The sequence below is a fragment of the Acidobacteriota bacterium genome, from assembly GCA_009861545.1.
Lineage (GTDB): Bacteria > Acidobacteriota > Vicinamibacteria > Vicinamibacterales > UBA8438 > WTFV01.
The window spans coordinates 36,565-57,540 of the sequence record VXME01000003.1 but is presented as its reverse complement, the minus strand read 5'-3'; the positions used below and the strand labels follow the sequence as shown (position 1 = coordinate 57,540).

General features: G+C 69.7%; 15 protein-coding genes. 6 read left to right on the top strand and 9 right to left on the bottom strand.

The features are described from left to right. Positions 1 to 2: 2 nt before the first annotated feature. The 4 genes from F4X11_00420 to F4X11_00405 all read right to left on the bottom strand — a co-directional run bounded on the left by F4X11_00420 (position 3) and on the right by F4X11_00405 (position 4,247). Positions 3 to 1,412, bottom strand: coding sequence for a cation:proton antiporter (locus F4X11_00420; protein MYN63490.1), 1,410 nt, complete (start codon positions 1,410 to 1,412; stop codon positions 3 to 5). Between the two features lie 14 nt (positions 1,413 to 1,426). Next, positions 1,427 to 2,161 (bottom strand): ABC transporter permease, encoded by a 735-nt coding sequence (locus F4X11_00415; protein ID MYN63489.1) that lies wholly within the window; start codon positions 2,159 to 2,161, stop codon positions 1,427 to 1,429. 196 nt (positions 2,162 to 2,357) lie between these two features. Then, the gene (locus tag F4X11_00410) at positions 2,358 to 3,122 is read right to left on the bottom strand and encodes an ABC transporter ATP-binding protein (protein MYN63488.1); all 765 of its coding nucleotides are present in this window, start codon (positions 3,120 to 3,122) and stop codon (positions 2,358 to 2,360) included. A gap of 18 nt (positions 3,123 to 3,140) precedes the next feature. Then, entirely contained in the window at positions 3,141 to 4,247 is a 1,107-nt protein-coding gene (locus F4X11_00405) for an ABC transporter substrate-binding protein (GenBank protein ID MYN63487.1), read from the bottom strand. 188 nt (positions 4,248 to 4,435) lie between these two features. Here F4X11_00405 and F4X11_00400 point away from each other — a divergent pair, with 188 nt between their 5' ends. Continuing rightward, the gene (locus tag F4X11_00400; protein MYN63486.1) at positions 4,436 to 5,473 is read left to right on the top strand and encodes a hypothetical protein; all 1,038 of its coding nucleotides are present in this window, start codon (positions 4,436 to 4,438) and stop codon (positions 5,471 to 5,473) included. Positions 5,474 to 5,604: 131 nt separating this feature from the next. Here the strand turns inward: F4X11_00400 and F4X11_00395 are convergent, their stop codons facing one another. The 3 genes from F4X11_00395 to F4X11_00385 form a co-directional block, all read right to left on the bottom strand. Further along, positions 5,605 to 6,675, bottom strand: coding sequence for a VWA domain-containing protein (locus F4X11_00395; GenBank protein ID MYN63485.1), 1,071 nt, complete (start codon positions 6,673 to 6,675; stop codon positions 5,605 to 5,607). Then, complete coding sequence (locus tag F4X11_00390; protein ID MYN63484.1) at positions 6,659 to 8,674, bottom strand: CocE/NonD family hydrolase; 2,016 nt, start codon at positions 8,672 to 8,674, stop codon at positions 6,659 to 6,661. Before F4X11_00390 ends, F4X11_00395 begins: the two co-directional genes overlap by 17 nt. A 78-nt stretch (positions 8,675 to 8,752) precedes the next feature. Beyond that, the gene (locus tag F4X11_00385) at positions 8,753 to 10,252 is read right to left on the bottom strand and encodes an MmgE/PrpD family protein (protein MYN63483.1); all 1,500 of its coding nucleotides are present in this window, start codon (positions 10,250 to 10,252) and stop codon (positions 8,753 to 8,755) included. Positions 10,253 to 10,426: 174 nt separating this feature from the next. On the opposite strand from F4X11_00385, the gene F4X11_00380 reads away from it, so the two are divergent. The 5 genes from F4X11_00380 (at position 10,427) to F4X11_00360 (ending at position 18,829) form a co-directional block, all read left to right on the top strand. After that, positions 10,427 to 12,910, top strand: a complete 2,484-nt coding sequence (locus F4X11_00380) for a DUF1592 domain-containing protein (protein MYN63482.1) — start codon at positions 10,427 to 10,429, stop codon at positions 12,908 to 12,910. After that, on the top strand, positions 12,907 to 14,277 hold the full coding sequence (locus F4X11_00375; protein ID MYN63481.1) for a DUF1552 domain-containing protein: 1,371 nt from the start codon (positions 12,907 to 12,909) through the stop codon (positions 14,275 to 14,277). Before F4X11_00380 ends, F4X11_00375 begins: the two co-directional genes overlap by 4 nt. A 98-nt stretch (positions 14,278 to 14,375) precedes the next feature. After that, positions 14,376 to 15,911, top strand: coding sequence for a hypothetical protein (locus F4X11_00370; protein MYN63480.1), 1,536 nt, complete (start codon positions 14,376 to 14,378; stop codon positions 15,909 to 15,911). Positions 15,912 to 16,018: 107 nt separating this feature from the next. Continuing rightward, positions 16,019 to 16,537: a hypothetical protein gene (locus F4X11_00365; GenBank protein MYN63479.1), complete on the top strand. Its 519-nt coding sequence runs from the start codon at positions 16,019 to 16,021 to the stop codon at positions 16,535 to 16,537. Between the two features lie 117 nt (positions 16,538 to 16,654). Next, positions 16,655 to 18,829: a PQQ-binding-like beta-propeller repeat protein gene (locus tag F4X11_00360; protein ID MYN63478.1), complete on the top strand. Its 2,175-nt coding sequence runs from the start codon at positions 16,655 to 16,657 to the stop codon at positions 18,827 to 18,829. 619 nt (positions 18,830 to 19,448) lie between these two features. Here F4X11_00360 and F4X11_00355 read toward each other — a convergent pair. Beyond that, positions 19,449 to 19,874, bottom strand: coding sequence for a HEPN domain-containing protein (locus tag F4X11_00355; protein MYN63477.1), 426 nt, complete (start codon positions 19,872 to 19,874; stop codon positions 19,449 to 19,451). Further along, on the bottom strand, positions 19,871 to 20,155 hold the full coding sequence (locus F4X11_00350; protein ID MYN63476.1) for a nucleotidyltransferase domain-containing protein: 285 nt from the start codon (positions 20,153 to 20,155) through the stop codon (positions 19,871 to 19,873). Before F4X11_00350 ends, F4X11_00355 begins: the two co-directional genes overlap by 4 nt. Between the last annotated feature and the right edge of the window lie 821 nt (positions 20,156 to 20,976).

Below are 20,976 nucleotides of genomic sequence, written 5' to 3'. Positions count from 1 at the left end.
GACTACCCTCCTCGACCCACTTCGATGGGGGCCTGACTCCCGGACGACTTCAGGAACGCGGCCTTCAGCAGCGGCGGCGTCACCAGCGTCGTCAACATGACCATGGCGATGATCGCAGAAAACGTCGCGTCACCGAGAACCGGCGTTCCGGCAACCAGGACCGTGTGGCCGATGCTGGCGAAGATGAGGCCGACCTCGCCGCGCGGAATCATGCCGATGCCGACGACCCAGCGGTTGAGGCCCCGCTGGAAGACGCCCAGCGCGCAGACCTGCTTGCTCGCGATCGCCACGATGCTCAACAGGACGGCGAAGACGATGACCTCCAGCGAAGCGAAAGCGGCCAGGTCCACGCGCAGGCCCATGTAGACGAAGAACACCGGCACGAAGATCGTGCTGACCGGCGTGATGGAGGCGTCGATCCGGTACAGCTCCTTCTTCTCGCCGAAGAACCTGCCGATCTCGTCGTTGACCACCAGTCCCGCGGTGAACGCGCCCACGATGTCGGCCAGGCCGACCAGCTCGGCCAGCGCCGCCATCAGGAAGCAATAGGCGACGGCGAGGACCACCGGCACGGACGGCGAGCGGGCCAGGCGGACGAGCCGCATGAGCGGGACGAAAAGCAGCCGGCCGACGATGACCGACCCGCCCAGGAAGCCGACCGCCTTGAGGACGATCAGCAGGATCGGCCCCGCGGAAATCTCGATCGCGCCCCCGGCATCGGCCGCGTGCACCAGTCCGAGGACGATCGCCAGCACGATCAGGCCCAGGATGTCGTCCACCACCGCGGCGCCCAGGATGAGGTTCGACTCGGGCGCATCCAGCCTGCCGATGTCCTTGAGCACGCGGGCGGTCAGCCCGACGCTCGTCGCCGCCAGCGTGGCCCCCAGAAAGAGATGCACGTACCACGCCGCGCCGCCCGGCAGGAAGACGGACGACAGCGCGTAGCCGAGCGCGACCGGCGCGACCACGCCCAGCACCGCCACCGCGACGGCCGAGGCGCCCACCGCCAGCAGCTCGTCGAGCTCGCTCTCCAGCCCCACCTGGAACAGCAGAAGGACCACGCCGATCTCGGCCGCGATGGGCAGGAACGGGGCGGTCTGCAGCGGCTCGAAGACCCCGATGCCGGCCAGCGCGAGGTTGCCCAGGATGATCCCGACGACGAGCTCGCCGAGCACGGCGGGCTGGTTCAATCGCTCGATCAGCTCGCCCCCGACCTTCGCGGCCACCAGGATGGCGGCCAGGGCCAGAAAGAAGAGCGTCACGTCGCCCGTGCCCACGTCTTCGGTGCCGTGCTGCGCGCCGGCCGCCCGCCACGCGCCGAAGACCAGCGCGGGGACGAGGAGCCACCAGTTCCCCAACAACCCGCGGTACGGCCGCACCTGACCCGGCTGGCGTGGCGTCGGACGGATCATTGCGACTCTCCTCCTCACAGATAGCGCCAGCGCAGCAGGCGCCGCTCGATCCGTTCGGCGCAGGCGAACAGCAGCAGGACGATCCCCATGATGATGACAATCAGGGCGATGGTCAGCGCGGCGTTGTAGGTGCTCTGCGCGAACTGCAGCAGGTAGCCCAGCCCGCGGCTGGACGCGACGAACTCGCCCACCACGGCGCCGGTGAATGCGAACCCGACGGCGACCTTGAAGCTGCCCATCACCCAGCTCGTGACCGACGGGACGTACACCTCGCGCACCAGGGTCCGGCGTCCGCCGCCCAGCGTGCGGACTCGCTCCACCAGCCGCCGGTCCACCTCTCGGACGCCGTTGTAGACCGCGAAGAAGATGAGCACGGCGACGAGGATGGTGGCGAGCGCCAGCTTCGAGGCGAGGCCGATGCCGAGCCAGATGACGAACAGCGGCGCCAGGATGACGCGGGGGATGGCGTTGAGCAGGATCATCACCGGCTCGAGCAGGTCGGCGACGGGCGGCGCCAGCGCGGCGGCGAAGCCGAGCGCGATACCGAGCACGAGGCCGACGAGCAGGCCGGCGAACGCGGCGGTTGCCGTCGCTCCCAGGTGCGGCCACAGGTCGCCGCCGGCGGCCAGGGTGAACATGACTTCCGCGACGGCCGACGGCGGGGGCGCATAGAACGGGTCCAGCGCGCCGCCACGGGACGCCGTCTCCCACACGGCCAGCAGGAGCAGCAGCGCCACGCTGCGGCGCACGGGCGGAGACGCGTGCCAGCGCTTCATGACGTCACCTGCCGCTCGGCAGCGCGACGGCGTGGATCCACCACTGCCGGAATGTCCTGCACGAACCTGTCCGTACCGCCGCCCCGTTCCCCGGCAGCCGCAGGGTTGGCGTCGGCCGACGGGAAGTCGGCTGCATGACAGCCCACTATTGGAGACCGGCACCCGCCCTTCATGGGGTGACCGCCTCCTTGGACCGTGCCTGCGACCGTTCCGCGGCCAGCTCGTCCCACAGCCGCCGCAGGAGTGGACCGAAGGCCGGGTGCCCCCGCGCTTCGAGCACGCGCCGCGGCCGCGGAATCCCGACGCGGTGAGTGGCGCGGATCGCGGCGCGCGGCCCCTGCCCCAGCACGTGCACGACGTCGGAAGCGCTGATCGCCTCTTCGAGGTCGTGGGTCACGAGCAGCACGGTGAGCCGCTCGCGTTCGACCCACTCCAGGAGCTCTTGCGTGATGCGCGTCCGGACGATGGCGTCCAGAGCCGCGAACGGCTCGTCCATCAGCAGCAGCCGGGGCCGCAGCGCCAGCACCTGGGCGATGGCCACCCGCTTGCGCTGGCCGCCGGAGAGCTGTCCCGGATAGCGGTCGCCGTAGCCGGCCAGCCCCAGCACTTGCAGCCAGTGCTCGGCCTGCTCGTCGGCCGCGTCCGGCGCGACCTCCCGGATGCGCAGCCCCAGCGCCACGTTCTGCCGTGCCGTGCGCCACGGCAGCAGCGCGTCGTCCTGGAACAGGAAGCCGACGTCGCGCACCCCGACGTCGAGATCGACGGTGCCGCGCGACGGCTCCAGCAGACCGGTCACGACCCGCAGGATGCTCGTCTTGCCGGAGCCGGAGGGACCGATGAGGGTGGCGAACTCCCCCGCCGCCACGTCGAGGTCGATGCCGTCGAGCACCGGCTCGCCGCCGAAACCGACCGCCAGCCCCTTGACCCGCAGCATGGTCGTCCGCGTGCGCACCTATCCGGCGAGCGCGCCGGCGTCGAGCAGGGTATCCAGATCCACCTGTCCCGGCTCGAGCAGGCCCGCGACCTCCTGGGCGCGCATCACCCGCGCAGCCGCCTCGATGTCCACGTCGACGCGCTCGGGGTACAGCGACTGGCGGTAGCGCTCGATGACTCTCTCGAGGCGGTCGATGTCCCCGCCCGCGACGAGCGCCTCCGGCAGCGCGGCGACAACTTCGGCCGGCGGCAGGGTCCGCGTATCGACCAGGCCCGCGGCGAGGCCGGCGGCCAGCCTGCGTATCTCGGGCCGACGTCCGTCGCGCTCGGCCGCCCGCACCGAGACCCCCATGAACGCATAGGGACCGCCGAGATGACGCCGCGCCTCGTCTATTTCCATGAAGTTGACCAGCTCGCGCCCGCCCGCCTCGACGATCAGCGACAACGCCGGCTCCTGCAGCATTGCGGCGGCGACCTGACCGATTCGCAGGGCGTCGAACACGTTCGTGCCGATGGCCGCGAACTGCACGGCGTTTACATCGGCGCCGGCCTGATCCAGCAGATACAGCAGCAGGGCGTGATCGGCGTTCCCCAGGGCGGAAATCCCGACCGTCCGGCCTTCGAGCGCCGCCACCGAGTCGATGACGCCCGCCTGCGCCGGAGCCGTTGCCAGCGCGAACAGCGGCAACCGCCCGGTGGACGCCACGCGGCGGATCGGCGCCCCGTTGGCGGACGCCTGCAGCGCGACGTCGAACGAGGTGCCCGCATAATCGACCGCGCCGCCCACCAGCGCCTGCATCGCCGCGTTGCCGCCGCGGGTGTAGACCAACTCGACGGCCAGCCCCTGCTCGGCGAAGTGCCCCCGCACTCGCGAGACTTCATACGGGACGACGCACAGAAGCTGGCCGCAGAAGGCGAGGCGGACGCCGGTCATCCCGTCGTCGAGCTCCCGGGCGCAGCCGCTGACGGCGATGACGCCGGCGGCGCCCGCCAGGCTCTTGAGCGTGGTGCGGCGGTCCCAGGCGGCGCCCGGCGCGGGCCAGTGCTCCCCCGCGGGCTCCGACTTCCGTCCCGACCGGGTAACCGCCCCCAGCAGGTTCGGATTGGTCGCCTCGCAGCAGCCCATGGCGGGGACCTTACCACGCGGCGCCACGGCCACGATCATGCGGCGCGGCTGCTGCGGCCCGAGGACACGACGGTACCACGACCGCGGTCGAGCCGATGCTACGACCCGGCCCCGCAGCCGTCGACGACGCCGGGGGCACGCCCGCGCCCGTCCTGTGTCAAGATTCGTGAAGACCGAAGGAGGATCCGATGAGCAACCGCTGCCTGGCCGTGATACTCGCCGTGATCGCGTGTGTGGCGCTGGCCCCCGGCCTGACCGCCGCGCAGTCGGACACAGGGTCCCCGCGGACGCCCTGGGGCGATCCCGACCTGCAGGGCATATGGAACAACTCCACGCTGACCCCCTTCCAGCGGCCGGCGTCGCTCGCCGACCAGGAATTCCTGACCGAGGAAGAGGCAGCGCGCATCGAGCAGGAAGCGGCGGACCGCAACGCCGATCTGGCCGCCCGGCCCGCGCTCCGCACCGCGGCCGACCCGAACGGCAACGTCGACCGCGGCGTCGACGGCGCCCCCGGCTCCTACAACAACTTCTGGATGGAGCGCGGCACGACGGTACTGCCGACCCGGCGCACGTCGATCGTCACCGACCCGCCGAACGGCCGGCTGCCGGAACCGACCCCGGAGGTCGCTGCATGGCTGGCGTCGGACGAGGCGGCGCGGCTGGCCGACGTGCGCGGCGGGCGGCTGCCCACCGACACCTACACGCAGTTGGACGGCGGCGACCGCTGCCTGTGGTACCGGGGCATCCCGTCGTTCCCCACCGCCTACAACAACCACTACCAGATCGTGCAGAACCCTGATTTCGTGGCGATTCTGCAGGAGCACATCCACGACGTGCGCTTCATCCTTCTCGACGGACGCCCGCACATCGACCCGGCCATCCGGCAGTTCGCGGGCGACTCGCGCGGCCACTGGGAGGGCGACACGCTCGTGGTCGAGACGACGCACTTCAACCGCCACGCCTTCATTCGCAACTTCAACGCGAACCTGAGCGAGGAGCTGCACGTCATCGAGCGCTTCACGCGCGTCGGACCCGACACGCTCGGCTACGAGTTCACGGTGACCGATCCGAACACGTGGACGCGCCCCTGGAGCGGGTCGCTGCCGATGGCGCGTTCCGCGGGCCCGGTGTTCGAGTACGCCTGTCACGAGGGGAACTACGGGCTGTTCAACATGCTGACCGGCTCGCGCGCCGAGGACGCCGCGGCGGCGGAAGCGGCGCGGTAGAAGTCTGCGCCGTAGAACGACCAGACTCTGGTCCCGCCCGGATGGGCGGCAATCGGAGCCGCAAGCGATTTGTCCTGGCCAGAGAGTCTCGTCGAGCCGAGCAGCAGCGACGAAGTGACCGTGCCGCGCTCCTACCGCGCGACGTAGGTGCTGCGGGCCAGTACCGTCCCATCGACGTCGGCCACATCGACCTCGATGGGGTACTCGCCCGGCTCGACGTCCGGCCGTTCCGTGAACAGCACGTAGCGGCCGGCGATGGCGTTGGCTACCCGCTCGAGCGCGCGCCGCGGCGGTCTCTGGTAGGTGCGTACGAAGAACCCGCCCGTGTCTTCCGCCACCATCTGCAGCCCGTGCTCGAAGGTGTGATAGTCGGCCTGCGTGACGTCGAGCGTGAAGACCGAGGCGCGTGCCGCCTCCAGCGCCGCCCGCGCCTCGTCGTAGCGGTCGTCGAGCCTCGACCCCACCATCCCCAGCACGACCCGGAGGTCCCCGAAGCCGTAGCCGATCAGGACGACCGACTTGGCGCCGGGCAGCGGCTCGAGGGCTTCGCCCAACAGTTGCATGGCTTCCTGGATCTCCCAGGTCCGCCGCCCCTCGTCCTGGCTGAGCCTCGCCAGCAGCGACGGCTCGCCATCCGGCTCCAGGACGGGCGGCCGGCCGAACATGATTTCTTCGGCCAGCACCGTCTCGACGCGGTCGAGATCGTCGGTGAAGTCGACCCAGATCTTCAGGTGGGAGTCGAACGACACGACGGCAACCCGATCCGCGGGCGTGATCCCCGCCAGCAGCCGATCGCTGAACATCATGACGCGCAGGAGTCCCAGCGCCCGGCTGTGCACCAAGCTCTTCTGCACGACGAAGACGATCAACTGGCCGCGGTCCGCCGGTTCGAGAAAGCCGGCGATCTCCGTTGAACGGAGGTTCTCCCTCGCCAGCGCGCCGTCGCTCGCGTCGTTCCCCGGATCATCTCCGACCCAGAACGCCGATTCGACGCGGACCGGCTCGTCGTCGATCCGTACCTCGAAATCGTCCGGTTCCAGCCCCCGGATCGGCCGGCCGTCGTCGTCGACGACGCGCACGTCGATGATCACGCGGGCGACATCGACACGCTCGACAATCGGTTGCGGCTGCGCCGCGCTCTCGCCTCCCGCGAGGAACCAGAGCGCGGCGAGCAGCACGGTGCGCCTACGGCACGCGGACATCCGGCGCCACCTGCAACACGAGTTGCGACGGGTGCAGATCGTCGTGCAGCACCCGCTGCGTGGCAGGCTGCGGCTCGGCGCCCTCCCCGAAGACGGTCGCGGTGTTCAGGTTGCGATCGAAGTGCGGGAAGTTCGACGAGCTGATCTCCAGCCGGATCCGGTGCCCCTTGCGGAACACGGTGGCCGTATAGCCCATGTCTATCGTGTAGTCGTGCACGGCGCCCGGCGTGAGCCACGACTCCAGGTAGTCGGAGTTGCGGAACCGGCCGCGGACGATGCCCTCGGAGACGTTGTGCGCGTAACCGTCGAGGTGCACGTCCACGAGCTTGGCGGTGAAGTCGGTGTCGCGGGCCGACGAGGCCGCCCACAGCTCCACCTGCACCGGGCCGATCACCGTCAGATCCTCCTCCAGCGGCTCGGTGGTGTAGACGAGCACGTCGCCGCGCCGCTCCACCCCACGCTGGTCGAACGCGCCGGAGGCCAGCAGGTCGTTGCGGCAGCACATGTTGCCGCCCACGGTGGGCACCGGCTCGCGCGGGTCGTAGACGTAGGCGTCCGGCTCCCCACCCGGACCGTCGGTGCTGAGCACGCCGTCACCGGCCGCCGAGTTAGCGTGGCCGCCGCTCCGCAGGTAGAAACGCGTCTCGACCGCGTCTGGCAGCGGGAACTCGTCCGCCTCGATCCAGAAGCCGCCGCCCGCCGTCCCCTGGTCCGGCGGGGTCATCACGAACAGCCGCACCGCCGGATCGTCGGCGACGCCGTTGGCGATGCCCTTCAGCCAATAGTCGAACCAGCGCGCCCAGGCTGCGTTCAGGTCCAGGACGTTGTCGGGGCCGAAGTCGATCTCGCCCGCCGTGGTGTCAGCCGGACAGGCGTGACAGAGCGCCCGAATGACGAGTTGCGTGCCGGTGCGCGCGGCGTCGGATCCGCCCTCCTCCCGCATCCCCATGAAGTTGCGGATCGTGCCCTCCTGAAAGATGTCGTACCAGCCGCCGGTGATGAGCGCGGGCACCGTGATACTCGGGTACTTCGCCTCGACGTCCAGCAACGCCCAGTAATCGTCGTAGTCCGGCCGGGCGAGCCACTCGTCGTAGTAGGCGGCGAGGTTGCCGTTGCGACGGAACCCGGCGAAGTCCTTCAGGGGCAACTGCCAGAGCCAGTCGTCGAGCAGGTTCTCGCGGCCCTCCGCCACGAACGCCTCGACCTCCTGCACCACCTGCTCCAGCGGCATGCCGGCCGCTTCCAGCCGGCGCTGCAGGGTATCCGGGGCCAGCGTCTGCGCCGTCCAGCTCTGCGCGAACCAGAGGTCGAACGCGCCGCCCTGGTAGGTCCAGCCCTTGTGGTAGTCGGACGAGCTGTAGTGCGGCGCGATGGCCACCAGGTGCGGCGGGGTCTCGCCGGCTGCCTGCCACTGCGTGAGACCGACGTAGGAGCCGCCGATCATCCCCACCTTGCCGTTGGACCACGGCTGGGCCGCGGCCCATTCGACCGCGTCGTAGCCGTCGGGCGGCTCCTGGCGCATGGCGTCGAACTCGCCCCCCGAGCGGTAGCGTCCGCGCGTGTCCTGGTTCAGCAAGGCGTAGCCGCGCGCGGCGAAGTAGCGGCCGACGGCTGCGTCGCAGTCGCTGCCGGGACTGGGCGAGCGGCGGTTGTAGGGAGTCCGCTGCAGGATCACCGGAAACGGTCCTTCGCCCGGCGGCAGGTACACTTCGGTCGCCAGCTCGACGCCGTCGCGCATCGGCGCCTGCTCGATCCGGCAGGTCACGTCCCCCGGATCGCCGCTCCGGGCGCTCTGCGGCGCCGCACCGGCCGTGCCGCCCGCTGCCAGGACAAGGCCGGCCGCCACCGCAACAGCCAGGGAGCCGGCAACTGGTCCTACACCCAGGGAATTCACTACTCGCTGCTTCTCCATCCTGTCTCCTCCGACCCACGGACCGAACCTGCCGGCCCGCAGCGTTGGCAACCAGCCCGACGAGCGGTCAGGACTCCCAGCATGCATCCTCCGCGACCCGCAGACCCGTGCCGCCTCGAAGCGCGGCCTTCTGGCCGCTGCACACCCCCGGCGCGCGGCCGCGGCCTACGGCACCGTCAACCGGACGAGCCGGTCGGCCCGGTCGGCCCGGTCCAGATCGCGGCAGGTCGCGACGATCTCCTCGAACTGCGCCGCCGAAATGGGAATGCCCGGAACGACGTCGCCGATGCGGCGCACCTCCTCGTCGAAGTCCCAGATGAACTCGCGTCCGGTGGCCTGCTTCGTGTAGCTGCGCCCGTCCTTCGTGAAGATGGTGATCCGCGGGCCGAACAGCGTCATCTCGTGGGACGGGATGATCGTGACCCGCGTCATCAGGTCGAGCACCTCCGGCGGGTCCGGCGCCCCCGGCAGCACCGGCAGACCGCGCCGCACGACCCCATACGCCGTGTGGTAGCGCGTGCTGCCCACCGTCGCCTCCCCGAGGTCCTCTCGCCGGACGGGAAAGGCGGGGCTGGGGTACTGCGTCTCCAGCCAGTTCACCACCGCCTCGACCCGGTCGACGTCCTCGTAGCGGATGTCGTGCTCCTCGCAGAGCTGCGCCGTGACGTCGACGTGGGCGATGTTGTAACCGGCCGTGGAATAGATGCGGTAGAGCGTCTCCAGGAACAGCCACTCCTCGCCCAGCCCGGCGGTGAGCGCATCCAGGCTCGTGCGGGTGTCGCCGACGAAGCTGTAGGTGAGATCGCCACGGTTGTTGCCGGCATACGCATGGTAGAAGCCGGCGTCGCCCTCCAGGGCGGCCTCGCCCGCCTGGCGGCCCTGCCGCGCCAGCGCCACCGCGAGCATGGCATTGCGCGCCGCGGCGCTCTCCCGCAGGCCGCGGCTCTCGAGATTGCCGCCCGCCAGGTTCGCGCAGAGCCCGATGGCGTTCGTCAGCTCGTCCTCGCTCAGGCGCATGACCTTGGCGGCCGCGACGGCGGCACCGAAGATGCCGAACACCGGACCGGCGTGGAAGCCGCGCGCCATCAGCGTCGGAATGAAATCGGCGGCCATCCGCTGCATGACCTCGTAGCCCGCGACCATGCCGACGATATAGTCCCGACCGGAGGCCTCCTCGGTCTCCGCGGCGGCGAAGGCACACGGGATGATGCACGTGCCGGGATGCGTGAGCATCCGGAACGTGTCCCACTTCCCCCCGGCCAGCATCAGCTCCGCGTTGGCGAAGACGGCGCCCGCCTTGGTGGCGGTCATACCGTTCACCATGACGGTGACGCCGTTGGGGACCCCGGCTTCTTCCGCGGTGACGAGCTCGATGGCGTCGCGGCCCGCGGGTAGCTGCGAGCCGAGCAGGGCCGACGCGAGGTTGTGAAGCGTGAGCCCCTTGGCGCGGTCGACCACCTCCGGCGGGAGATCCTCGTACCGCAGGTCGACGACCCACCGGGCGAACTGGCGGCTGAGGGATGCGGCCGGGTCGGTTCGGGATGCGCCGCTCCGCTGCGCCCGCCGCGCGCTCACGGCGATCGGCGACGCGGCCCCGATCCCGAGCAAGCCGCCGGCCGCGAACGCGCTCTGCAACAGGCTCCGCCGAGTCAGTCCAGCTTTCATGGTGGGAGCGACGCTATCACCGGCGGATCCCGTAATCAAGACGGGACCGTTCGCGCCTTGACAGACCTGCGACCTTCGCCCATCATCGCGGGGGAATTCGCATCCGGCCACGCGGTTTCTCTGCTGTCCGGCCGGGCGGGGCACGCGCGCGATCGCGGACCCGATTCGCCGGGCATGCGAGAGGAGGCTACGATGACGTGGCGCCTCACCGTATGGACTGCGGGGTTGCTGGTCCTCATCGGGACCGGCGCCTACGCGCAAGCCGCCGGTCCTCAGCTCCCACCTTCCCGGGCGCCGGCGGAGTCGGCGGCTCCCCACGCCACGTTCCTCGGCCGGTACTGTCTCGCCTGCCACAACGAGAGGCTGCTCGCGCGGGGCACGGTGCCGGTGTCCTTCGAGGAGCTCACCGTGGCGGACGTGGGTGCGGGCGCCGAGGTCTGGGAGAAGGTGGTCCGCAAGCTGCACGCCCGGGCGATGCCGCCCGCGGGCCGGCCGCGACCTGACGAGGAAACCTACGACGGTTTCGTCACGTGGCTGGAAACCGAGCTGGACCGCGCGGCGGCGGCCAGGCCCGATCCGGGCCGACCCGCCGTTAGGCGGCTGACCAGCGCCGAATACATCAACGCGATCCGCGATCTGCTGGCGCTCGAAGTCGACGAGGAAACGCTGCTCTTTCCCGCCGACGACGTGGACGAGCAGGGTTTTGCGACCAACGCCGACGTGCTGTCGGTGTCGCCGGCGCTGTTCGAGCGCTACCTCGTGGCAGCCAATCGGATCAGTCGTCTGGCCGTGGGCGACCCGACGATCGGGCCCGGATTCGCCCCGGCCACGTACAGCACGCCCCGGTTGTTGTACCAGGACGACCGCATGAGCGAAGACCTGCCGTTCGGGTCGCGAGGGGGAATGGCCATCCGCTACCACTTCCCGCTCGATGGCCAGTACGAGGTCCGGATCCGCCTGCGTCGCCAGATCTACGACTACATCATCGGGATGGGCAAGCCGCAGCAGCTCGACGTCCGCCTCGACGGCGCGCTGGTCAAGCGCTTCACGATCGGGGATGCGGACCGGAAAGGCTATCCGTCGGCCTACACGTTCTTCGGCACCATCCGCGGCGACCCCGAATGGGAGGACTACCTGTCAGGCGGCGCGGACGCGGGCCTGGTGGTTCGCTTCCCGGCGCAGGCGGGGACGCGTGTGCTGGGCGTGACCTTCGCCAACGTCCGCTCGGAGCCGACGGGAATCCTCGAACGGCGCCTGTCGGGCTTCTCGCTCAGCGGCGAGGGCTTCTACTACGGCAACGCGGCGGTCGAGCGCGTGGATCTGACCGGCCCGTACGACGCAACGGGGCCCGGCGACACGCCGAGCCGGCGACGGATCTTCACGTGCCGCCCAACGAGCGGAGCGGACGACGAGCCCTGCGCGAGGCAGATTCTGTCCGCGCTCGCGCGGCGGGCCTATCGGCGCCCGGTGACGGAGGACGAGGTCACGAGGCTGCTGACCTTCTACACGTCCAACCGCGATGAACACGGTTTCGAAGGGGCCATGCAGAAGGCGCTCGAGCGCCTGCTGGTCGCACCCGATTTCCTGTTCCGGGTAGAGGCCGACCCGGTGGACATCGCGGACGGGACGGCCTATCCCCTCAGCGACCTGGAGCTGGCCTCCCGGTTGTCGTTCTTCCTGTGGAGCAGCATTCCCGACGAGCAGTTGCTCACCGTGGCCGAGGAGGGTCGACTCCATGAACCGGCCGTGCTCAAGCGGCAGGTGCGCCGCATGCTGGCCGACCCTCGCTCGACGGCGCTCGTCGACAACTTCGCGAGTCAGTGGCTGCAATTGGACCGCCTGGGCGGCGTGCAGCCGGACTTCGAGGTGTTCTTCGAGTTCGACGAGAACCTCCGGGCGGACATGGAGCAGGAAACGAAGCTGTTCCTGCGAAGCCAACTGCGCGAAGACCGCAGCCTGATGGAACTGCTGACCGCCGACTACACGTTCGTGAACCAGCGCCTGGCGCGCCACTACGGCATTCCGGGCGTGTACGGCGAGCGGTTCCGGCGCGTGACGGTCGACGGCGGCGGTCGAGCGGGTCTGCTGGGACACGCCAGTCTGCTGACGCTCACCGCCTATCCCACCCGGACCTCCCCGGTCCTCCGGGGCAAGTGGCTGCTCGACAACATCCTGGGCATGCCGCCGGCGCCGCCGCCTCCCGACGTGCCGTCCCTGGAGGAGGACCTCCGCGGGCGTGCGGCACTGTCGATCCGAGAGCAGATGGAACAGCACCGGGCGAATCCGGCGTGCGCGGCGTGCCATCGGATGATGGACCCGCCGGGCTTCGCGCTCGAGAACTTCGACGCGATCGGGCGCTGGCGGACCACGAGCGAGGCCGGCACGCCCATCGACGCGTCGGGCACGCTCGTCGACGGGAGCGTCGTGGAAGGGGCCGCGAGCTTGCGGGACGCGTTGTTGCGCAACGAAGTCAGCGTGATGCGAACCGTCACGGAGAAGCTGCTGACGTACGCGCTTGGGCGCGGCGTCGAATACACCGATCAGCCGGCCATCCGGCGGATCGTCGCGGCGGCGGCGGACGACGACTACCGCTGGTCGTCCATCATTCTCGAGCTCGTCGAGAGCATGCCGTTCCAGATGAGGAGGTCGGAGTCATGATGTTCGTTACCAAGAAGGCGATCCCTCGGCGAACGGTCCTGCGGGGCATCGGCGCCACCCTGGCCCTGCCGTTGCTGGACGGCATGGTGCCGGCGCTGACCGCGCTGGGCAGATCGGCGGCGAAACCGGCGCTGCGGTTCGGCGCCGTCTACGTGCCGAACGGCATGGTGATGCAGAACTGGACGCCGGCGACCGCGGGGGCCGGCTTCGAGCTCACACCGATTCTGCAGCCGCTGGCGCCGTTTCGCGACCGGCTGACCGTGCTGTCGGGGCTCGAGACGCCGCGGGGAACGGGCCGCGGGCCGCATGCCCGCGCCTCGACCTGGTTCCTGACGGCCGAGATGCCGGACCGGCCGGAGGCCTGGAACCGGAAGGCGGTCCTCTCGCTGGATCAGCGGCTGGCGGACGAGCTGCGGCAGCACACCCCGCTGGCATCGCTCGAGATCGGCCTGGAGGGCGCCAACTTCGCGGGCTCGTGCAGCGGCGACCTCAGTTGCTCGTTCTCGTACACGGTCTCGTGGCGCAGCGCGTCGACCCCGCTGCCCATGGAGCACAATCCGCGGGCGGTCTTCGAACGGTTGTTCGGCGACACCGAGAGCACGGATCCGGCAGTGCGCCGGGCCCGCATGCGCGAGCAGCGCAGCATTCTCGACGCGGTGAGCGAGGACGTGGCGCGGCTGTCGCGGCGCCTCGGTCCGAGCGACCGCGTCAAGGTCGGCGCGTACCTCGATGCGGTCCGCGACGTCGAGCGGCGCATCGAGCTGGCGGGGCGGCAGGACGACGAGGATGCGCCGACGGCGACGCGGCCGCTGGGCGTCCCGGCGAGCTTCGCCGAGCACGCGGCGCTGATGTACGACCTGCAGTTGCTGGCCTACCAGTCGGACCGGACGCGGGTCATCACCTTCATGATCGGCCACGAGCTGAGCGGCCGGACCTACCCGGAAGCCGGGGTGTTCGAGGCGCATCATCCGCTCTCGCATCACAAGAACATCCCGGAGACGCTGGCAAAGCTGACGAAGATCCAGACCTATCACATGTCGCTGTTCGCGTCGTTCCTCGAGAAGTTGCGATCGACGCCGGACGGTGACGGGTCGTTGCTCGACCACGTCACGATCGTCTACGGCGCCGGGTTCAGCGACAGCAACGCCCATTCGCCGCGGAACCTGCCGATCCTTCTGGCGGGCGGCGGAGGCGGGCAGATCAAGGGCGGCCAACACCTCGTGTATCCGGACGGTGCGCCGCTGGCGAACCTGCACGTCGCGCTGCTGGACAAGTTCGGCATGCCGGTGGAGCGGGTGAGCAACAGCACCGGCGGGCTGCCGCGGATCTCTGCCGGGCCAAGACGCGAGCGCCTGGTCGGGGTCTGACTCGAACGCGAACCGACCCGGGAGCCCGTACAGGGGCTCCTGGGACCGCTGGTCGAACGCCTGAACAGTGGTCGAACGCCTGAACAGTGAGAAGGACGATGACGACGCGCAAGCGCATCCGGTGGCGGGGCCGCTCGTGGACATACCGGCTGGCGGCCGTCGCCGGTCTCGTCACCCTGAGCGGCGGGGGTCTCCTCCAGGCCGCGAGCGACGACCTGCGCCTCGTGGAGGCCGTCAAGGCGCAGAGATGGGAAGCCTTGCCTGCCTTGCTGGCAGACCGGGCCGACGTGAATGCCACCCAGGGGGACGGTGCGACGGCGCTTCACTGGGCCGTCTACTGGGACGACCACGAGACCGCGGAGTTGCTCATCCGCGCTGGCGCCGGCGTCGACGCCGCCAACGCCTACGAGGTCACGCCTCTCTGGCTCGCCTGCGCGAACGCGAGCGGGCCGATGGTGGAGCGGCTGCTGGCGGCCCGCGCCGACGCGCGGGCGACCCTGACTACCGGGGAGACCGCGCTGATGGCCTGTGCGCGCACCGGGAGCGTGGACGCCGTCAACGCGCTCCTGAGCCGCGGCGTGGAAGTGGATGCCCGGGAGGCGTCGGAGAGCCAGACCGCGTTGATGTGGGCCACCGCGCAACGCCACCCGGCCGTCGTGCGGCTCCTGCTCGATCACGGGGCCGACCCCAACGCGCGATCGCGCATCAGGCGCGAGGTGATCAGCCGCCGCCTGCAGTCGGACCTCCGGTACGGCGAGCGCAGCCGAAGCCTCGGGAGCGATGCGGAAGAGACCGACATCGGAGGTTTCACGCCGTTGCTGTTTGCGGCAAGGGTGGGCGACGTCGAGTCGGCGGATCTCCTGCTGGCCGCGGGGGCCGACGTCAACGACACGGGCCCGGACGGCGCCAGCGCGCTGGTCGTGGCGACGCACAGCGGCCACGGAGCGCTGGCGCGGTTACTGCTGGACCGGGGTGCGAACCCGAATGCCGCCATCGTCGGCTATGCCGCGTTGCATGCCGCCGTGCTGCAGGGCGACCTGAAGGTCGTCGAAGCGCTCCTGGACCACGGCGCCAGTCCGAACGCCCAGATCACGCAAGGCACACGGGTCGCACGCAACGGGCAGGTCCTGTATCTGGGCGAGCACCTGCTCGGCGCGACCCCCTTCGCCCTGGCGGCGAAGTTCATCGAGATCGAGATCATGCGCGTCCTGCTGGACGCAGGCGCCGATGCCGCGCTGCCGCTGAAGAACGGCTGGACACCGGTATCGCTGGCGGCGGGCGCCGGCTGGCGGTACGGGACGTGGGACCGCCGGGACCGTGCCTTGATCCGCCTTCCGGCGGCACAGCACGAACTGTACGACGAACGCCGCACGCTGGAAGCAGTCAGGATGGCGGCCGAGGCGGGTAGCGACGTCAACGCCGTCGACGAGGACGGCAACACCGCGCTGCACTACGTCGTCGACAAGGGCTTCCCCGGCGTCGTGGCGTTCCTGACGGAAAGCGGCGCCAACGTGAACGCGGAGAACAGACGCGGCCAGACGCCGCTCACGAGGTTCGCCCGCCGCCGCCCGGAGGTCAGTGACGAGGCAACTCGGGCAACAGGGGATCTCCTTCACGGATTGGGGGCGCGCTGAGCCGGGAATCTGCGCCGCAGAAGACCAAGCGTCGCACCCTTCTTGACCGTTTCGTCTACCAGCCCGTGGCTTGGCCACGGGCTGCTTTGTTCATGGGAGACGTGGAGATGGTGCAGCCGACCCGACAACGCCACGGTCGCCGAAAGTTCCTCGAGCGGCTCGTTGCCGGCACGACCGTCGCGGCTTCCGCCTCCCCAGCCGGCGGCTCGGGCGTGCGCGCACAGGAAGGTGCGATCAGCAGCTTCGATCACGTCGCCGTCCCGATGCAGAACACGGAGGAGATGATCACGTTCTATCGGGCCCTCGGCGTGCACGTGATGGAGACCGCCGGCAGGGTCTCGGTCCATTTCGGCGACCAGAAGATCAACTTCCACCGGCCGGCGTCGTGGCAAAGGGCAACCCCCGCGTCGCTGCGGGCGCCCGCCGCGACGCCGCCGTGCGGCGACTTCTGCTTCGTATGGTCTGGCTCGGAGGAATCGCTGATGGCCGCCCTGGATCGAGCGGGGGCCGAGATCATCGGCTCGGGCATGCGGGACGGCGGACGCGCCCTCGGGACGGTGCGTGGAATGAGCCGCTACGTTCGCGACCCGGACGGCAACCTCCTGGAGTTCATGATCTACTCGTAGCGGAGCGGTTGCGGGCGGCAAGAGCGTGGGCCGGCCAGTGCGGCTTCGAGGGGAAAGCGTTGGAATCCTCGGCGGTAACGACCACCGCGGGCGGCAGTAAGGGAAGGAACTAAAGAGATGATCTCAGCGCAAGACTCGCACCGACGCCTGCTCATAGCGACGGCCGCACTGTGCGTCGCCGGCGGTCTCACCGCCCCGGCCGCCCTCGCAGCCGGGCAGCCCGCGCAGGACGGCATCCATACCGCGGAGCAGGCCGAGAACGGCCGCGCCGACTACACGCGGAGCTGCGCCATCTGCCATCGGACCGACCTGCGGGGCAACTTCGAGTCCCCGCCGCTGGCCGGCCCCAACTTCCTGAACTTCTGGGGAGACCTTACCCCGCAGGATCTCGTCGAGCGCATCCGGCTAACGATGCCCCCCGACCGGCCGGGCCGCCTCGGGGACCAGACCTATGTCGATATCGTCGCCTACCTGCTGCAGGCGAACGGCGCGCCGGCGGGGGACCAGGCGCTGACGGCGGCCACCGACGTCACGATCGGCGCGGTAGCGACAGGGGAAACAGCCGCGCCGACGATTACCGCGGCGGCCCAGGGCCGGGCGCGGCGGCCCGACACGCGCACGGCGGCGGCCGCCGTGGCGGGCGGCGTGACCGTGGCGGGCGAGGTGGAGAACTTCACGCCGGTGACCGACGAGTTGCTGCGCGACACGCCTCCGGGCGACTGGCTGATGGTGCGGCGGAACTACCAGGCCTGGAGCCACAGCCCGCTCACCTCGATCACGCGGGACAACGTCGGCGAACTCGAGCTGCAGTGGATGTGGGCCATGAACGAGGGCGGACGCAACGCGCCCTCGCCGATCGCGCACGACGGCGTGCTCTACTTCGCCAACTTCGGCCCGGTGGTGCAGGCGCTCGACGTACGCACCGGCGACTTGATCTGGGAGCACGAGGTGAGCGTCGAGGAAGGCCAGCTCGCCAGCTCGAGCCGCAACCTCGCCATCTACCAGGACAAGCTCTTCCTGGCGACGGCCGACGCGCGGCTGATCGCGCTCGACGCGCGCACCGGCGCGGAGGTCTGGACCACCCGCATCGCCGACGACGCCCAGGGCTTCCGCAACACCAGCGGACCGGTCATCGTCGGCGGCAAGATCGTGCAGGGACTCGGCGGCTGCGGCCAGTTCACCCGCGAGGGTTGCTTCATCAGCGCCTACGACGCGGCGAGCGGCGAGCAGCTCTGGCGGTTCAACACCGTAGCCCGCTCGGACGAGCCCGGCGGCAACACCTGGGCCAACCTCCCGAACTTTCTGCGCGGGGGCGGCGAGACCTGGATCACCGGCAGCTACGATCCCGTGCTCGACCTGGTCTACTTCGGGGTGGCGCAGGCGAAGCCGTGGGTCGCGATAAGCCGGGGCATGACCGTGCACGACCCGGCGCTCTACACCAGCGCGACGGTCGCCCTGCGGCCGGACGACGGCTTGCTGGAGTGGTACTTCCAGCACGTCCCCGGCGAGAGCCTCGACCTCGACGAGGTCTTCGAGCGGGTGCTCGTCGACCTGGACGACCGCAAGGTAGTCTTCAGCGCCGGCAAGCACGGCATCCTCTGGAAGCTGGATCGGGAGACCGGCGAGTTCCTCGGCCACAAGGAAACCGTCTTCCAGAACGTCTTCGACCACATCGACCCGGAGACCGGCGCCGTCACCTACCGCCAGGACATTGCCGACGCGCAGTTCGAGCAACTGGTACCGGCGTGCCCCAGCACTGCCGGCGGCAAGAACTGGCACCCGATGAGCTACCACCCCGGCTCGGGGCTGCTCATCCTCCCGCTCTCGCAGACCTGCATGGAGCTGTCGGCCCGCGAGGTCGCCTTCGAGATAGGCTCGGGCGGTGTGGGCCTGAGCGCGCGTCCCTTCTTCGAGATGCCCGATACGGAGGGCCGGCTCGGCAAGCTCGCCGCGTTCGACGCCGATACCCTGGAGGAAGTCTGGAGCGTCGAGCAGCGGGCGCCGTTCCTGACCGGCGTGCTGTCGACGGCCGGCGATCTGGCATTCGCCGGGGACCTCGACCGCAGGTTCCGGGCGTTCGACGTGCGGACGGGCGAGGTGCTGTGGCAGGCCCGGCTGGGCACGTCCGTGCAGGGCTTTCCGATCTCGTTCGCCGTGGACGGCAGGCAGTACATCGCCGTGGCGACCGGCCTCGGCGGCGGCAGCCCGCGGGCGGCCCCGCGCGCCCTGGCGCCCGACGTTCACCACCCGCAGACCGGCAACGCGCTGCACGTGTTCGCGCTTCCGGAGTGAGGTGCCGGCGCACCGCACCCGGACTGATTCGACTGACCGCTGAGCGCTGCTCGGCGGTATAGTCGATCACGTGAGCCCCTTCCGTGCGGTCCAGGATCGCATTCAGGGTCTTGATGATCGAGTCTGCGCGGTCGAGACCGGTTGCCGCGCTACGATAGAGGCGCCGCCACGAGACCCACAGCGTCGGACGTGCCCATCTGTCACTACCGCCTGAGCCGGGTCGAGTACGACCGTGCCGTAGAAGCCGGTGCGTTCGAGCCTGACGCCAAGCTGGAACTCATCGACGGAGACCTGAACGCCAGGACACCGGAGGGAGTCGGCCACACGACCGGCATGGATCTCGTCGCCGACTGCCGCAGCCGGCGACAAGGTCGCGCCGCTCGCGCGTCCCGACGCACGGATCGTCGTCGACGATGTGATTCCCTGACGCCGAGAGATGGCGCAACCCGCGCCCGTCCCCAGCCCCGCATTGTCTGGCCCGGGCGCGGCGAGGCAGTCGAGCGCCAAACCCGCCATCACGTCTACCAACAGATTCGTTGCCATCAGGACTGCATGCAAGCAATTCTGTTGTCAAGCGCGGTCTTCGAGGAGTGACCCGGAGGGCCCCGGGAGCCGTGTGTCAGGGATTCACGATTACAGATTCCAAATCCGAGTCCGTCAACGCGTTGTCGAGCAGATAGCTGCGAATACGCGCTACGAACGCCGCTGCGCGTTCGACCTCCTGTAGAGCGTCTTGCGCGGCGACAACATGGACCGGGTCATAGTCGGCGGCGAGCCGGTCTTCGAGGCCGACGCGTAGTTGAGCTGACCACTCCCGTTCGATTCTGCCGGCACGGACCAAGTGCTCGCCGAACAGGCGGCGAAGTGCGGCGTGGCTGTCCACGGTCACATCGTGCACCAGCAATGCAGCCTTCGCCGCGTGGAGAATGACGTAGTACGTGCGTGAGACGGCATCCTCCGCATAACCCTCTCGCGCCAGGAGTCGGGCTGCCTCCAGCCCCCGGACGGATCGCCGCCACTCGGCGAGCAACAGCTCGCGATTCACAGTACCGGGACCCCGTCACGTTCCACCGCGGCCCGGAAAGGAGAGCCCAATCGCCCCAGTCGTGTCCATTCGGCCTCGGTGTACGCCACTATCGACGGCAACGCGTACGACGTCGCAGCCAACTCGTGTGCCAGTTGCCGCACCGGCCGCTTGAGGTGCGCGGCGGCGTCGCTCACGACGAGAAGCACATCGATGTCGCTGTCTTCTCGTGCGTCGCCTCGCGCCTTCGATCCGTACAGCACCATGTTCACCACGACATCGGCGAACCGCGTGGCGAGCATCTCCCGGAACTGATCCAGCCACTCTCGTTCCTCGGGATGGAGCGTCCTCGTGGCCTCGGGTTGGCCCGACCGAGGCAGCCGAGGCGTCCCGTTCACCTTCGTTGGAATCTCGTGCAAGGGAGGGCGGAAGCGCTCCTCATATACGAAGACTCTGTCGAAACCGGTATCCAACCGCCATTGCTGCCCGGACTCCGGCCACGTCCACTGTCCGAAGGCAGGCCTGTCCTCGGCCGGGAAGAGGGGCAACACCAGCAACAACCAAGCTTCGGTGCACCTGTTGCGATACTCTCCGACCTTCAGGTCCTTTTTGGCTACGGCCTGCTTCAGCGCGTCTCTCGTCAGCGCCTCCGCGAGCTCCGACTTCGGCACGGCTCTCCATGACCCCGCGCCTGATTCCGATGGCCAGATCGTGAACTGCCGGAACAGGCGGCCGCGCTCCGGCTCGAATGTCCCGAATTCTGCTCTTGGCACGTGTCGATCGAGCTGGCGTATCAGTGCTGCCGCGCCTTCCTTGACCGTCGATATCTCCTTGTCCCCGAACGCTACCCAGATGTCCAGCCGGTCGAACCGGTGATCGTTCGCGGCAAGCTTCCTCGCCTCCGAGACAATTCGCTCGCGCCGAGCCGCCTCTTCTATCGGCTCGTTTCTGAACAGCATCGACACCTCGATGCCAACCCGGCGCGGCCCCACCTGGAAGACGAAATCCGGAGCCTCGCCACTCAGCAACTCGCCGCCGTCGGCCAGTTCCAGCTCAACCAGGAGACGCCGGACCTGCCGTTCCTCTCTCGCCTTCCTGGCTCGCTTCCGGCCTCGGGAATCTC

Bases quoted from the DNA above. Each gene is read 5' to 3' on its own strand.
- F4X11_00410 (MYN63488.1), bottom strand. From the start codon at position 3,122: ATGCTGCGGGTCAAGGGGCTGGCGGTCGGTTTCGGCGGCGAGCCGGTG.
- F4X11_00380 (MYN63482.1), top strand. From the start codon at position 10,427: ATGCGAGAGGAGGCTACGATGACGTGGCGCCTCACCGTATGGACTGCG.
- F4X11_00350 (MYN63476.1), bottom strand. From the start codon at position 20,155: ATGCTCGCCACGCGGTTCGCCGATGTCGTGGTGAACATGGTGCTGTAC.
- F4X11_00385 (MYN63483.1), bottom strand. From the start codon at position 10,252: ATGAAAGCTGGACTGACTCGGCGGAGCCTGTTGCAGAGCGCGTTCGCG.
- F4X11_00395 (MYN63485.1), bottom strand. From the start codon at position 6,675: ATGTCCGCGTGCCGTAGGCGCACCGTGCTGCTCGCCGCGCTCTGGTTC.
- F4X11_00420 (MYN63490.1), bottom strand. From the start codon at position 1,412: ATGATCCGTCCGACGCCACGCCAGCCGGGTCAGGTGCGGCCGTACCGC.
- F4X11_00390 (MYN63484.1), bottom strand. From the start codon at position 8,674: ATGCATGCTGGGAGTCCTGACCGCTCGTCGGGCTGGTTGCCAACGCTG.
- F4X11_00360 (MYN63478.1), top strand. From the start codon at position 16,655: ATGATCTCAGCGCAAGACTCGCACCGACGCCTGCTCATAGCGACGGCC.
- F4X11_00365 (MYN63479.1), top strand. From the start codon at position 16,019: ATGGTGCAGCCGACCCGACAACGCCACGGTCGCCGAAAGTTCCTCGAG.
- F4X11_00400 (MYN63486.1), top strand. From the start codon at position 4,436: ATGAGCAACCGCTGCCTGGCCGTGATACTCGCCGTGATCGCGTGTGTG.
- F4X11_00375 (MYN63481.1), top strand. From the start codon at position 12,907: ATGATGTTCGTTACCAAGAAGGCGATCCCTCGGCGAACGGTCCTGCGG.
- F4X11_00370 (MYN63480.1), top strand. From the start codon at position 14,376: ATGACGACGCGCAAGCGCATCCGGTGGCGGGGCCGCTCGTGGACATAC.
- F4X11_00405 (MYN63487.1), bottom strand. From the start codon at position 4,247: ATGGGCTGCTGCGAGGCGACCAATCCGAACCTGCTGGGGGCGGTTACC.